The sequence below is a fragment of the Pseudomonas sp. A34-9 genome (assembly GCF_029543085.1).
Taxonomy (GTDB): domain Bacteria; phylum Pseudomonadota; class Gammaproteobacteria; order Pseudomonadales; family Pseudomonadaceae; genus Aquipseudomonas.
The window spans coordinates 4,357,990-4,370,872 of record NZ_CP119967.1 but is presented as its reverse complement, the minus strand read 5'-3'; the positions used below and the strand labels follow the sequence as shown (position 1 = coordinate 4,370,872).

General features: G+C 58.6%; 13 protein-coding genes. 7 read left to right on the top strand and 6 right to left on the bottom strand.

Going from position 1 to position 12,883, the window contains the following annotated elements:
- Nucleotides 1-11 precede the first annotated feature (11 nt).
- The 3 genes from P3G59_RS19405 (at nt 12) to P3G59_RS19395 (ending at nt 3,687) form a co-directional block, all read left to right on the top strand.
- Nucleotides 12-374, top strand: a complete 363-nt coding sequence (locus P3G59_RS19405; protein ID WP_277758580.1) for a DUF6124 family protein — start codon at nt 12-14, stop codon at nt 372-374.
- 454 nt (nt 375-828) lie between these two features.
- On the top strand, nt 829-2,763 hold the full coding sequence (locus P3G59_RS19400) for a methyl-accepting chemotaxis protein (RefSeq protein ID WP_277758579.1): 1,935 nt from the start codon (nt 829-831) through the stop codon (nt 2,761-2,763).
- A gap of 144 nt (nt 2,764-2,907) precedes the next feature.
- Nucleotides 2,908-3,687, top strand: coding sequence for an EAL domain-containing protein (locus tag P3G59_RS19395; protein WP_277758578.1), 780 nt, complete (start codon nt 2,908-2,910; stop codon nt 3,685-3,687).
- 6 nt (nt 3,688-3,693) lie between these two features.
- On the opposite strand, the gene pseH is transcribed toward P3G59_RS19395, so the two are convergent.
- Nucleotides 3,694-4,245 carry a UDP-4-amino-4,6-dideoxy-N-acetyl-beta-L-altrosamine N-acetyltransferase gene (pseH, locus tag P3G59_RS19390; protein WP_277758577.1) on the bottom strand — a complete coding sequence of 184 codons (552 nt, stop codon included), beginning with the start codon at nt 4,243-4,245 and terminating at the stop codon, nt 3,694-3,696.
- 135 nt (nt 4,246-4,380) lie between these two features.
- On the opposite strand from pseH, the gene P3G59_RS19385 reads away from it, so the two are divergent.
- Complete coding sequence (locus P3G59_RS19385; protein WP_277758576.1) at nt 4,381-4,590, top strand: hypothetical protein; 210 nt, start codon at nt 4,381-4,383, stop codon at nt 4,588-4,590.
- A 3-nt stretch (nt 4,591-4,593) separates the two neighbouring features.
- Here P3G59_RS19385 and P3G59_RS19380 read toward each other — a convergent pair whose 3' ends face one another.
- The gene (locus P3G59_RS19380; RefSeq protein ID WP_277758575.1) at nt 4,594-5,385 is read right to left on the bottom strand and encodes a transporter substrate-binding domain-containing protein; all 792 of its coding nucleotides are present in this window, start codon (nt 5,383-5,385) and stop codon (nt 4,594-4,596) included.
- A gap of 268 nt (nt 5,386-5,653) precedes the next feature.
- Nucleotides 5,654-6,124, bottom strand: coding sequence for a hypothetical protein (locus tag P3G59_RS19375; RefSeq protein ID WP_277758574.1), 471 nt, complete (start codon nt 6,122-6,124; stop codon nt 5,654-5,656).
- 165 nt (nt 6,125-6,289) lie between these two features.
- On the opposite strand from P3G59_RS19375, the gene P3G59_RS19370 reads away from it, so the two are divergent.
- Together P3G59_RS19370 and P3G59_RS19365 are read left to right on the top strand one after the other, a co-directional pair.
- Entirely contained in the window at nt 6,290-6,955 is a 666-nt protein-coding gene (locus tag P3G59_RS19370; protein ID WP_277758573.1) for a ribonuclease T2, read from the top strand.
- 282 nt (nt 6,956-7,237) lie between these two features.
- Complete coding sequence (locus P3G59_RS19365) at nt 7,238-8,809, top strand: GGDEF domain-containing protein (RefSeq protein WP_277758572.1); 1,572 nt, start codon at nt 7,238-7,240, stop codon at nt 8,807-8,809.
- 185 nt (nt 8,810-8,994) lie between these two features.
- On the opposite strand, the gene P3G59_RS19360 is transcribed toward P3G59_RS19365, so the two are convergent.
- The gene (locus tag P3G59_RS19360; RefSeq protein WP_141126374.1) at nt 8,995-9,294 is read right to left on the bottom strand and encodes a hypothetical protein; all 300 of its coding nucleotides are present in this window, start codon (nt 9,292-9,294) and stop codon (nt 8,995-8,997) included.
- Between the two features lie 186 nt (nt 9,295-9,480).
- Between P3G59_RS19360 and P3G59_RS19355 the strand changes: the two genes are divergently transcribed.
- Nucleotides 9,481-9,921 (top strand): carboxymuconolactone decarboxylase family protein, encoded by a 441-nt coding sequence (locus P3G59_RS19355; protein WP_064120688.1) that lies wholly within the window; start codon nt 9,481-9,483, stop codon nt 9,919-9,921.
- A 129-nt stretch (nt 9,922-10,050) separates the two neighbouring features.
- Here P3G59_RS19355 and P3G59_RS19350 read toward each other — a convergent pair whose 3' ends face one another.
- Both P3G59_RS19350 and P3G59_RS19345 read right to left on the bottom strand, forming a co-directional pair.
- Nucleotides 10,051-11,643 (bottom strand): DHA2 family efflux MFS transporter permease subunit, encoded by a 1,593-nt coding sequence (locus tag P3G59_RS19350; protein ID WP_277758571.1) that lies wholly within the window; start codon nt 11,641-11,643, stop codon nt 10,051-10,053.
- Nucleotides 11,640-12,749 (bottom strand): HlyD family secretion protein, encoded by a 1,110-nt coding sequence (locus tag P3G59_RS19345; protein WP_277758570.1) that lies wholly within the window; start codon nt 12,747-12,749, stop codon nt 11,640-11,642. The genes P3G59_RS19350 and P3G59_RS19345 overlap by 4 nt, the downstream gene beginning before the upstream one ends.
- Nucleotides 12,750-12,883 lie beyond the last annotated feature (134 nt).

Sequence of the window (12,883 nt, the reverse complement as noted above, 5' to 3'; positions counted from 1 at the left end):
GGAGTTACACCATGTTCAAACCAACACCGAATCCACCAGAAACCGATCCCGCATCCCCCTACGAATCCCTCAACCCCAAAAAACTCCACGAAGCCGCCGAGCGCGCGCTCGATCACTACCTCCTTCCCGCCGCCCACATCATGGCCAGCGTCAACGAGCCCGAGCGCATGTACCTCGCCAACCCCAAGTACGACTCGGAATCCCTGCTGGCCAATGCCAGTGAAACGCTGAGTTCCGCCTCGGAAATGCTCAACAACTTCGCCGCAACACTAGACCCCTCGTACCGCAAAACCGCGCTGGGCATTGCGCAGGTGGTGATGTTGGGGGAGTTGGCGGTGAATCAGGCGTTGGATAAGGTCGAAATCAAGCCGTAAACCCCTTGCTCCTCTGTGGCGTGCAGCCGGTGTTCGCCGCAGAGGGGCAAGCGCTTGAATCAGCATTTTTACCTGCGTTTTACGCCAATAGCGATGTGCCACAAACCATGATGGCAATGCGTCATCACCCCACCCAAAAAGTTCAACGACTATACAAAAATATAAAGTTGTACAAGTTTTCGCAAAATTACTAGCATCCCTCCAGACACCTTTGCTGAAACGATAAATCCAGCGTGCAAACCCTCTGTTTGCGACGTAACGCGTTTGTCTGCCGATGCTCGCGTCGGGTTCTTTTTGACGATTCAACAGCATCGGCATTTGCATTTCAGGGACAGCTGGAGCGTCCCGTATTACGCCTTGGATGACGACCCCCGAATGTCTGGACGGTGCCTGTGGTTACCGGAGATCAATTTTTTGTGCCTGGCGTTTCGCGTCAGGGCGTTTGAGGCTGAATATGGCAGTTGCATCGAATTTCCTGGGTGACATCAAGGTTTCCCGCAAGCTGGGAACCGGCTTCGGCATTCTTTTGCTGGCTGTTTTGGCGGTTGCTTTCATTGGCTATAGCAGCAACAGCGTGCTGGTTGATCGCTTGAGTACGACGCGTCTGATCGGCACGTTGAATGACGCTACGCAAGATATGCGGCTGTCCGAGAAACAGTACGAAGCCGCCGCTGACGCCGCGTTCGCTGAATCCTATAACGCGCAGTTGAATGTCTTGCAGGGCCTTGTGAACAAGGCGCTGGAAACGTTGACCCGCGCTGAAAACCAGCAAGCCTTGAAGGCGTTGCAAGCCACGATTGTCGCTTACGACCAGAAGGTCAAACAGTTGATCGCTGCCGATAAGTCGACCACCGATGCCCTGAAACCGCTGACGGCGCTGTCGGACAAGTACGCGCAAACTTTTGCCGGCATGCTTGAAGGCACCACGACCAGTGCGCTGGCGTCAGCCGATGGCGAACGCGTTCGGGATCTGCGCACGGTGGCCGACTTGCGCAATGGCATGACCACGTTTCGACTGATGTTGCGTCGTTACATTGCGGTGCCCAACGACGTGAACAAAAAACTGATGATGGAAACCATCGATACTTTCTTGAGTGATATCACCAAGGCGCGCACCAGCCTGCCGACGGCCCTGTCGAGTCAACTGGAAGAAGCGCATGCCGGGATGCGGCGTTATCGCGAAGTATTGGTGCAAGTGGCCGGGCTGTTTGAGCAGAAGCAAAACATGCGCGAGCAGGTCGACCAGGAAAGCAAGGCGATGGACAAGATCATGACTGGCCTGATGGACACCCAGCAGCGTCTGGCACGTGAAGATCAACACTCAGCCTTTATTCAGATCGCCGTTTTGACCGTGTTGGCGTTGGTGATCGGGTTGTTTGCTTCGGTGGTCATCTCGCGCCAGATCACTGCGCCGCTGGCGCTGACGGTTGAACTGGCTCGACGTATTGCCAAGGGCGACCTGACGGTACAGGCCAAATCAAACCGCAAAGACGAGTTGGGCGATCTGCAAAATGCGATGCAGGACATGGCGCAGAACCTGAACACGCTGGTGCAAGGTATCGGCAATGGCGTCACGCAGATTTCCACCTCTGCGGAAAAACTCTCGGCCATGAGTGAGCAGACCAGCGCGGGTGTGCGTCAGCAAAAAAGCGAAGTGGATCAAGTCGCCACGGCGATGCACGAAATGGCTTCGACGGTGCAGGAAGTTGCGCGTAACACCACCGATGCGTCCGCCGCCGCGACCCTGGCCGATCAACAGGCTCGCCACGGCAGTACGGTGGTGAAGCAGGCGACGTTGCAGATCAGTGAACTCGCTGAGGCCATTGAAGAGTTGGGCGGCGCGATGAACGTGCTGTCTGAGGACAGTGAGCGGATCGGCAAAGTGATCGATGTCATCAAAGCCGTCGCCGAGCAGACCAATTTGCTCGCATTGAACGCGGCTATTGAAGCCGCGCGGGCGGGAGAGCAGGGGCGTGGGTTCGCTGTGGTGGCAGACGAAGTGCGCTCGCTGGCGCAGCGGACACAGGACTCGACCAAGGAAATCGAAGCGCTGATCGTCACCCTGCAACAAGGCGCGCAAGCAGCTTCTACACTGATGACCTCCAGCCGCGAGCGCACCCTCGATACGGTGGTGTTGGCGCAGAAGGCCGAGTTGGCCATTACCGAGATCAATCAGTCCATCGGTACGATCCAGGAGATGAGTCTGCAAATCTCGGCCGCTGCCGAGCAGCAAAGTGCCGTGGCCGACGAAATCAATCGCAGCATCGTCAGCGTAAGGGATGTCGCTGACCAGTCGGCGGTTGCCAGTGAAGAGAGTGCGGCGGCGACGGTTGAATTGGCGTCACTGGGGCAGGACTTGCAGCGCATGACTGCGCATTTTCGCACTTGATTTTTGGAACGATGAATTTGCGGCGCCTTCGAATATTCAAGCGTCGCAGGGCTGCCGTTGGGGCGTGGTGAGCAGGTGACTCGGTTCAACAGCAGTTTTTTACCTATAGTCAGGGAAGGTTACAACCCGTTATCAGGGGGTGTCATGACCGAATTTCCAGAATCATTCGCGCCTCGCGGAGGCTGCCAGGGCTGTAAGGACAAAGGCGTGCCGGACATGGATTTCGCCTTCGCTTTTCAGCCCATTGTGGATCTGCGTGCGCAAACGATTTTTGCCCATGAGGCCTTGGTTCGCGGCGTGAAGGGTGAGGGCGCCTTGTCAGTTCTGGAGCAGGTGGACGATCAAAACCGTTATCGATTTGATCAACTGTGTCGAGTGCGGGCGATTTCCACGGCGGCTGAGTTAGGGATGACGCAGTACCTGTCGATCAACTTTTTGCCGAATGCCGTTTACCGTCCGGAAATGTGCATTCGCAGCACGCTGGAAGCGGCGCGCGCTCACGGCTTCCCACTGGAGCGCCTGATCTTCGAGGCGGTGGAGGGCGAGCACGTTGAAAGCAACAAGCATTTGATGAATATCTTGCGTGAGTATCGTGAGTTTGGTTTCAAGACGGCGATTGACGACTTTGGCGCAGGCTATTCCGGTCTTAATTTATTGGCGGATTTTCAGCCGGATTTGATCAAGCTGGATATGGCGCTGATCCGCGATATTCACCGTGACCGAGTTCGCCAGACCATTGTGCGTAACGTTGTAAACATGTGTACCGAGTTGGGCGTGGAGGTGATCGCCGAGGGCATAGAAGATGCCGAGGAAAGAGATTTTCTCGCCGACTGCGGCATTTATCTGATGCAGGGTTACTGGTTTGCCAAACCCGCGTTCAAATCGCTGGCGCAGATCCCGACAAGTGCGTGGCTGAAGAGGTGATCTCTTTCAGCTAGCACTGAGCCGCTCGATAACGGGGACCAGCGCCGGACGTTTGTTGAGCCATTCGGCGCTGGTAATCCCCAACAACACCACATCGACCCGAACCCCATCCTTCACCACGTTCTGCCGTCGAACACCTTCAATCTCGAACCCGAACTTCTGGTGCATCTTCACCACCGCCGCGTTCATCGCCAGCACTTCGCAATTCAGCTTCTCCAGCCCCGCCACGCCAAACGCGTAATCAAGCATCCAGAACTCGACCACACTGCCCAAGCCTTTACCCTGCAAGCCGACGTCCAGATAAAACGCCCAATCCGCGCTCTTGTGCAAAACGTTGATTGCATTCAGGGAAACAACCCCGACTGCTTGCTCATCCTTGATCACCACAAACACTTGCTGGCGCGGATTACCCTGCAAAGAGACCAGCCAGTTGGCATGTTCCTGCTCACTGATTTCATGCGAGGTGTACATGAATTTGCGCACGTCCGGCTGGTTGCGCAGGGTGCGGACGTGGGCCTGGACGGCGGGGCTGGCGTCGGTAATGGGCAGGAATTGCATGGGGATGTCCTTGTCGGCGGGTAAGCGATTCTGAACCGGCGCTGTCGATCGGCAAAGTTTCATCTTGCCGGGTGCGGCGCAGGCCTAGGATGTTGGCACAAGATCGTCGCTGTTCATCCCGAGGGGAATCGTGCCATGAGCGCCAATGTCGTCAAAGTGCTGTTGATTGCTGCTGTGTCGGTGTTGAGTGCCTGTTCGGGCACGGGTGGCTTGACCACCACCCATTGTTTCTCCAGTGACTGTCAGTCGCCGGAGGGGCGTAGTGCCAATACGTTGAAGTTTGGTGGCAACAGTATTGGCAGCAGTCTCAATCAGTACAGCTCCGGGATGTTGCATGACGATTGAGGATTACTGCGCGGCAGGTACGGCAATCCATTCGCTCAGGGTTTGCTGATACTTGCCGGTCACCTTGCTCAAGTGCAGCCACTGATCGACATACAGTTTCCAGCTGATGTCATCGCGCGGCAGCAAATAAGCCTTCTCGCCATACTGCATGTATTGATGCGGATTCACCGCGCACAAGCCCGGTTTGAGTTTCTGCTGATACAGCGCTTCCGAGGCGTCGGTGATCATCACGTCGGCCTTGTTGTCGAGCAGTTGCTGGAAGATCGTCACGTTGTCGTGCAGGGCCAGTTGCGCCTTGGGCAGGAAGGCGTGGACGAAGGCTTCGTTGGTGCCGCCGGCGGGTTCGACCAGACGCACGTCGGGCTGGTTGATCTGTTCCACTGTCTGGTACTTGCTGACATCGGCGCAGCGCACCAGCGGGATCTTGCCGTCGGTGTCGAGGGTGTTGCTGAAGTAGGCTTTTTTCTGCCGTTCGAGCGTCACCGAAATGCCGCCCATGCCGATGTCGCACTTGCCGGCCTGCATGTCCGGCATCAGGTTTTTCCAGGTGGTTTGCACCCATTCGACTTTGACCCCGAGGCTGTCGGCCAGCGAGCGGGCCATGGCGATGTCGATGCCTTCGAAGTCGCCGTCGGTGCGTTTGAACGTGTAGGGCTTGTAGTCGCCGGTGGTGCACACGCGCAACTGGCCTTGTTGCTGGATGCTGTCGAGGTGCGAAGCGCTTGGCTCGGCGTGGGCTCCGGCGGCCAAGGTCAGCAGGCCGCAAAGGATCATCGTGCTTTTTAATGTTGTCATTGTGATCGGGGCTTTTGAAAAGGACGGTGGCCCAGTGTAGTGAAAGGTTTTCCCGGATGTCATCCCGCGACGAAAGCAGTTTCCGGCGGGCCAGGGCAATGCTGCTCAACAGCAGGGCGCTGGCGAGTAAAGGCGATTTTCAACAGGCGCATGCAAGAACTTCGGGGTGTTTTTTATGAAGTCACGGCCAGAATTCTTCGAGAAGTCTGACCGTTGAGATGGCCGGCCCTTGTTGTTCCGCAGAAGGTCTTGTTGTAACGGGGAAAATTTAAAGTCCTAAGCCTTCCTGCACCACCTGCAGCAGATTGTTCTCGGTCAGGGCGATGGCGTCCAGCTCCTGTCCGGTTTCGACGGTTTGCAACCACCAGTGGCTTTCGTGGTGTTCATCGACAGTTCGCAACAGATAAGTGTTTCTTTCCGGCAGGGAGATCTGCACTCGTCCGGCGCCATCCTCGGTGAAGCGGGCAATGGGATCAAATGTCAGGCTTTGATTGTTGGCCTCGATCACCAGTTGGTCGATGGCGTAATTGTGGGATTCGCCATCCGGTGAAGTTTCGCAAACATGCGTAGGATTTAGCCGAATCTTCAGTCCTACTTCGGTGACGGGCTGTAACCAAGCCTCAATGCGGTGGTACAAGTCATACACCTGAGCAGGCCAGCAATCGATTTCCAGTGCCGCATCCGCGTGGGTATGCCGGGTTTGCTTGAGTTTGGCGGCGAGTTCGTCTGCTTTACTCATCTTGGTTCCCTTGGTTTGGTGGCTGCCTGTTAATCGTAGACCTTTCAAAGGCGTACGGCTTTGCCTTGCGTCATGCGCTTGCAACACAAGCGTGTCGAAATCAGCGCTGGCCAAGTCTGGTCAGGATCGAAAACCATGGACGCAGGCGTCCCAAGGAGTGGGAAAATGAAAAAGCTGTTTACAATTTTGACGTTAATTGCGCTGACGGTCGGTAGCATCGGCTTAAGTTCGGCGCGGCAATCACAGTCAAGCAAGGCCCAGGCGGAATCGGTGGCGGGGGTGTTCGATTACTACCTGCTGACGCTGTCGTGGTCGCCGACCTTTTGCCTGACCCATAAAGATGATGTGCAGTGTTCCGGCAAGGGCTACGGCTTTGTGTTGCACGGCTTGTGGCCACAATACGCCAAGGGCGGCTGGCCGGAGTCCTGCCCGCCGCTGACCACGCTGAACGCGGCGGAGACCAGCAAAGGCCTGACACTGTTCCCGACCAAAAAACTGCTCGATCACGAATGGTCCAAACACGGCACCTGCAGCGGCCTCGGCGCGATGGGCTATCTGGATGAAGCGGACAAAGCCGTGGCGGCGGTGAAAATCCCGGACGAACTGCAACCGTTCAGCAGCTCCTACTACTTCGAAGCCCAGGAAATCGCCGACTTGTTCCGCAAGGCCAACCCGGGGATTCCTGCCGATGGCATCGCTGTCATTTGCAGCGGCCCGGAACTGTCGGAAGTGCGCGTGTGCATGGGTAAGGATCTGCAGTTCGGTGCGTGTGGCAAAGGCGTGAAAACCCAGTGCCGGGCGGGGGATATTCGCGTGCCGCCGTCGCGCTGATGTGCCAGAACTGATCGGCTGAACATTCATCGCAGTTGAAACCGGTGCCCCACGCCATTGCGCAACGGGCACAGTGCGATGCGGCACCTGGCCCTTCACAACGGACTAACCCTAAAGAGGCAATCGAAAATAAATCGGCGAACAGCGATCATCCAAACTCGTTGTGCGCCGATATAACTGGGCGGGACCGGGGCGTTTGCCCCGTAGATTCCGGTGGGCTACGCTCACAAACATAAGGGTTTTCCCGCTGGCGCCCTTGTCGTACCTGCCCAGGACTTGCTTTTGCCTATCCCTATTCATGATCCGCATCAGGCCCCCGGAGGCACCCTTAAACGCCTGCCGCTGCGCAAGGCGGCGGTGCTGTTTATCGTTGCGGTGGGGCTGTGCCTGTCCGGTTTGCTGTACCTGCAACTGGAGCAGTCGCGTCGTCAGGATCTGGCGGTGGCGAAAATGGCCTCGAGCAACCTGACCCGGGCCATGGCGCAGCAGGCCGAGGACACCTTTCTGGCCGCCGATCTGGTGATGACCAGCCTGGTCGACTGGATTCAGGACGACGGTTACGGCGCAGCGCAAAGACCACGGCTGCAGAAGACCTTCGCCCGGCGCGTGCAGCAACTCGATCAGTTGCACGGCATGTTTCTCTTCGACACGCAGGGCCAGTGGGTGATTACGTCGTTCAGCGATTTACCCCGTGGCCATGGCGTGGCGGACCGCGAGTACTTCAAGTTTCACCAGCAGAACGCGTCGACGCTGGCGCACATCGGCCCGGCGATTCGCAGTCGCGAGAACGGCGAGTGGATCATCCCGATTTCCAAGCGCATCAATGATCACGCCGGCAATTTTCAAGGTGTGTTGCTGGCCGGGATCAAGATGTCGTACTTCGACCGCTTCTTCGAAAGCTTCAGTCTCGATGACCAAGGCATCATGTTTCTCGGCTTGAGCGACGGCACGTTGCTCGCCCGCCGGCCGTTTGATGAAAACCTGATCGGCACCTCGCTGGCGCAAGGGCGGATTTATCGCACGTTGCTGCCCGAAGCGGCGGCCGGCACGGCAATGATCAACTCGGTGGTCGATGGCGTGGTGCGTTTGTACGGTTATCGACGCTTGTCGGCGTATCCGTTGGTGGTGTCGGCGGCGACCTCGCGCGACACGATTCTTGAGGGCTGGTACGCACGGGCATTCCAGTCGAGTGTGATTGTCGCCTTGGTGATTCTCGGCGTTGGCCTGTTTGGCTGGGTGTTCATTCATCAGGTGCGCGATGGTGAACGGATCGAAAAAAACCTGCGCAAGGCCCAGCGTACGCTGGAGCAGATCGCCACTCACGACAGCCTGACCGGGTTGGCCAATCGACGTTTGTTCGAGCGTTCGCTGGAGATCGAATTTGCCCGTGGCGCGCGGCAGGTGAGCCCGGTCAGTCTGATCATGCTCGATATCGATTTCTTCAAGCGCTACAACGATGCCTATGGGCATGTGGCGGGGGATCATTGCCTGACCCAGGTCGCTCAGGTGCTGCGGGCCTGCTGTCAGCGCAAGTCTGATCTGGCGGTGCGTTATGGTGGCGAGGAGTTCGCGGTGCTGTTGCCGGACACTGACATCAACGGCGCACTGGCGATTGCCGGGCAGATTCGGCGCAGTGTGATCGAAAAACACATCATCCACAGCGGCTCTCCAACCGGGCATTTGACGGTGAGTCTGGGCTGTTATTCGTTTATCCCCAGTGGCAATGACAGCCTGGAAGTGTTTATCCAGCGCGCCGATGCGGCGTTGTATCAGGCGAAAAATGCCGGGCGCAATCGTGCGGCGGTGTTATCGCTGGACAGCGGTCTGGCCGAGTTGATGCGCTCCGATCGCTAACCCAGAACCTGGCACAAACCCTGTGGGAGCGAGCTTGCTCGCGAAAGCGCAGTGTCAGGCGATGAAGATATTGGCTGATCTACCGCCTTCGCGAGCAAGCTCGCTCCCACAGGTATTTTCATCAAGCAAAGGTTTTGTGAATACCCAACAATCGAGGGTCTTCACCACGGGTGGCTCTTGTTCGTTCAGCCGCCAGTGCCACCACCGGCACCGCCAGTCCCGCCGCCGGCCGAACCGGTACCGCCACCCGCTCCAGAGCCTGAACCACTGGCGCCACCATTGGTGCCAGTCCCGGAGCCCGTGCCCGAAGAACCGCTACCACCCGAAGGCGCGCCCGGCGTGTTGTCCGGTGGCATGGTCGTGCTGGTCGGGCCACCGGATTTGGTGCCGGTGGCGTCAGCGCCATCATTGGCGGCGAAGCTGGCGGCCGATGCCGTGGCCAACAGGCCCGCGAGCAGTAACGAAGTGAGTTTGCGCGTGATCATGATCCGTCTCCAGAAAGGGGATGTACCTGATATTGGTCTGACGCGCAGAACCCTTGGTGCCGAGTGGCTGACGAGCGGTCAGCGGGTCAACCGAGTGGCCTCCTGATCTTCTGGAATATTGGCTATTTGCCGAACCCGGTACGAGGACTAACGTAGCCACACATTCACTTGCTGCCCGGAGCCACCATGAAACCTCGTACCGATTTCTACACCGCATCCCCAGACGCACTGAAAGCGATGATCGCCCTGGAAACTGCGGTTTCGAAGCTGCCGCTGGAAAAGACCCTGATCGAACTGGTCAAGCTGCGCGCCTCGCAAATCAACGGCTGCGCATTCTGCATCGACATGCACACCACCGATGCGATCAAGGGCGGCGAAACCCCGCGCCGCTTGTTCGCGGTGACTGCATGGCGTGAAGCGCCGTTCTTCAGCGACCGCGAACGCGCCGCGCTGCTGTGGACTGAATCGCTGACCCAACTGAGCCTGACCCACGCTCCGGACGAAGATTACGACGTGGTCGCCGCTCAGTTCACACCGAAAGAAATGGTCGACCTGACCGTGGCGATCAGCACCATCAACAGCTGGAACCGTCTGGCCGTGGGCTTCCGTAAAACCCCACAGGCTTAAGCTGCCCACAATCCCTTGTAGGAGCTGCCGCAGGCTGCGATCTTTTGACTTTTCTTTTAAAAGGCAAGATCAAAAGATTGCAGCCTGCGGCAGCTCCTACAGGGGCCGGGAAAACTTCAGACAGCGGCATCAATGCCCATCCGCACTCGGCGCCGCCGGTGGTTGCACCTTGCGCATCAAGGGCACCATCGCGGTGGCGATGACGAAGCACACCCCGATCATCAGAAAGGTATCGCCGTAGGTCTGGGTTTGTGCCTCGCGGTAGGTCAGCAGCCACAACTGGCGCAGGCTGGCGGTGACACCGACGTCGCCGCTCTGGCCCAGATTCGCCAGGTTGCCACCGACCTGCGACAGCCACTGATTCATCGCTTCATTGCTGCTGTTCAGATGCTCGGCCAGCCGCGTGAAGTGCAGGTTGGTGCGGTCATTGAGAATGGTCGCGCACGCCGCGATACCAATTGCCCCACCCAGATTGCGCATCAGATTGAACAACCCCGAGGCATGCTTCAAACGTGCCGGTGCCAACCCACCCAAGGTCAGCGTCACCGCTGGCGGCACCGCCAATTGCTGGGCAATCCCGCGCAACGCTTGCGGCAGCATCAATTGCCCCGCGCCCCAGTCGTGGGTGATCGGGCTGAATTCCCACATCGACACCGCAAACAGGCCCAGACCGACCATCATGATCCAGCGCAGGTCGACGCGATTGGCCAGAAAGGCATACAGCGGAATCGCCATGATCTGGAACACGCCGGTGGAGAAAACCGCCAGACCAATGTCCAGCGCGCTGTAGCCGCGCACCCGGCCGAGGAACAGCGGCGTCAGGTAGATCGTTGCGAACAGGCCGATGCCGGTGACGAACGAGAAGAAGCAGCCGAGGGCGAAATTGCGATCCTTCAAGGCGCGCAGATCGACGATTGGATTGGCCACGTGCAGGGTGCGGCCAATGAAGGCCAATCCTGCCAATCCACTGATCCACGCCGTGGTCAGAATGGTCTGGTCGCTGAACCAGTTCCAGCGCGGGCCTTCTTCGAGGGTGTATTCCAGGCAGCCGAGAAACAGCGCAAGAAACACCATGCTCAGATAGTCCGCGCCTTTGAGCAGCGACAGTTCCGGCTGGTCGATTTTCACCAGCATCGGCACCGCCACGGCAACGAAAATCCCCGGCACCAGGTTGATGTAGAACAACCAGTGCCACGAGGAAATATCCGTGATCCAGCCACCGATCACCGGCCCCAATGTCGGCGCCAACGAGGCGACCGCGCCGATGGTCGCCGCAGCAATCACCCGTTGTTTGCCGGTGAAGAAAAAGAACGCCGTGGTGAACACCAGCGGGATCATCGAGCCGCCGAGAAAACCTTGCAGCGCCCGAAAGGCAATCATACTCTGGATATTCCAGGCCACGCCGCAGAGCAGGCTGGCGAGGGTGAAGCCGACCGCCGAAGCGCAGAACAACCAGCGTGTGGAGAACACTCGCGACAGCCAACCGGACAGCGGAATCACGATGATTTCGGCGATCAGGTAACTGGTCTGCACCCACGCGGTTTCGTCGGTGCCGGCAGACAGCCCGCCGCCGATATCGCGCAGCGACGCCGAGACAATCTGGATATCCAGCAGCGCGATGAACATGCCGATGCACATGGTCGCGAAGGCGAACACCTTGGTCGCGGTCGCCATGTCCGCCGCGTTGAACGGCTGCGCCGGGGCGGCGAGGGTAGTGCTCATGGCTCGACGGCCACGGCGGTGTTTTCGGGTTGTGCGCGGGTATCGACTTCAGCTGTTACCGACAGGCCCGGACGCAAATGACCGAGCACGCCATCAGCCGGGTCGAGGAGGATACGCACCGGTACGCGCTGGACGATTTTGGTGAAGTTGCCGGTAGCGTTTTCCGGTGGCAGCACACTGAATTGCGAACCCGTGGCGGGGGCGAGGCTGTCGAGACGGCCGTGGAACTCCTGTCCGGAAAGGACGTCGGCGCGAATGCTCACGCGTTGTCCGGGTTTCATCCGGGCCAGTTGGTCTTCCTTGAAATTGGCATCGACCCAGAGGCCGCTGGCCGGCACCACTGACAACTGTTGTGAGCCGGCCTGAGCATAGGCGCCAACCCGTGCGCGGCGATTGCCGATCACGCCATCGACCGGTGCGCGCAGTTCGGTGTAGCCGAGGTTCAGTTGCGCCAGATCGCGTTCGGCGCGCGCTTGCTGAAGGGCGGCGCGTGCCTGTTGTTTCTGGGTGTCGATCACCGCCAGTTGGCGTTGCGCGGCCAGCAGTTCGGCCTGGGCGCGGGCGCTCAGGGCTTGCGCGGTTTTGAAGGTGGCGTCAGCGCGCTGTGCGCTTTCTACCGACACGGCATTGCTGGTCACCAAACGTTTGTAGCGCGCGTTGTCATCCCGTGAGCGTGCGGTTTCCGCGCCGGCGGCATCGATGCCGGCGCGGGCCTGGCCGATCACCGCCTGTTGCAGTTGTTCGGTGGCGTCGAGGTTGGCCAACAGGGCTTCTTCGGCGGCAACGGCGCCTTCGGCCTTGGCGAGGTTGGCGCGATAGTCGCGGGCGTCGAGGCGGATCAGCACATCGCCGGCCTTGACCTGCTGATTGTCGCTGACCAGCACTTCGTCGATGTAACCGGCGACTTTCGGCCCGATCACCGTGACATCGCCACCAATATAAGCATCGTCGGTTTCTTCGAGAAAACGCCCGGCGCCCCACCAATGCACGGCGTACACACCGGCGAAGATCAGCGCGAGCAATCCGGCGCCAATAAGCAATAGGCGTTTAAACAGGGGCGGCCTGGTCTTCACCACAACGGGTTCGAGGGTGGGCATGCTGGTCATGGCGGATTACCTGGGTAAACGGGTAGTTATTACGGTTGTAATATGACGTAGGTAATATTTAGTGGCAAATTATTTCGGGTGCCGATCGTCAGTTGCTTGTTTGCGCTGAAGAAGGCTCGCGCGGGGCTCAGGTT

Excerpts from the sequence above, each read along its gene's own strand:
- P3G59_RS19405 (WP_277758580.1), top strand. The coding sequence starts at position 12 with ATGTTCAAACCAACACCGAATCCACCAGAAACCGATCCCGCATCCCCC.
- P3G59_RS19400 (WP_277758579.1), top strand. The coding sequence starts at position 829 with ATGGCAGTTGCATCGAATTTCCTGGGTGACATCAAGGTTTCCCGCAAG.
- P3G59_RS19395 (WP_277758578.1), top strand. The coding sequence starts at position 2,908 with ATGACCGAATTTCCAGAATCATTCGCGCCTCGCGGAGGCTGCCAGGGC.
- pseH (WP_277758577.1), bottom strand. The coding sequence starts at position 4,245 with ATGCAATTCCTGCCCATTACCGACGCCAGCCCCGCCGTCCAGGCCCAC.
- P3G59_RS19385 (WP_277758576.1), top strand. The coding sequence starts at position 4,381 with ATGAGCGCCAATGTCGTCAAAGTGCTGTTGATTGCTGCTGTGTCGGTG.
- P3G59_RS19380 (WP_277758575.1), bottom strand. The coding sequence starts at position 5,385 with ATGACAACATTAAAAAGCACGATGATCCTTTGCGGCCTGCTGACCTTG.
- P3G59_RS19375 (WP_277758574.1), bottom strand. The coding sequence starts at position 6,124 with ATGAGTAAAGCAGACGAACTCGCCGCCAAACTCAAGCAAACCCGGCAT.
- P3G59_RS19370 (WP_277758573.1), top strand. The coding sequence starts at position 6,290 with ATGAAAAAGCTGTTTACAATTTTGACGTTAATTGCGCTGACGGTCGGT.
- P3G59_RS19360 (WP_141126374.1), bottom strand. The coding sequence starts at position 9,294 with ATGATCACGCGCAAACTCACTTCGTTACTGCTCGCGGGCCTGTTGGCC.
- P3G59_RS19355 (WP_064120688.1), top strand. The coding sequence starts at position 9,481 with ATGAAACCTCGTACCGATTTCTACACCGCATCCCCAGACGCACTGAAA.
- P3G59_RS19350 (WP_277758571.1), bottom strand. The coding sequence starts at position 11,643 with ATGAGCACTACCCTCGCCGCCCCGGCGCAGCCGTTCAACGCGGCGGAC.
- P3G59_RS19345 (WP_277758570.1), bottom strand. The coding sequence starts at position 12,749 with ATGACCAGCATGCCCACCCTCGAACCCGTTGTGGTGAAGACCAGGCCG.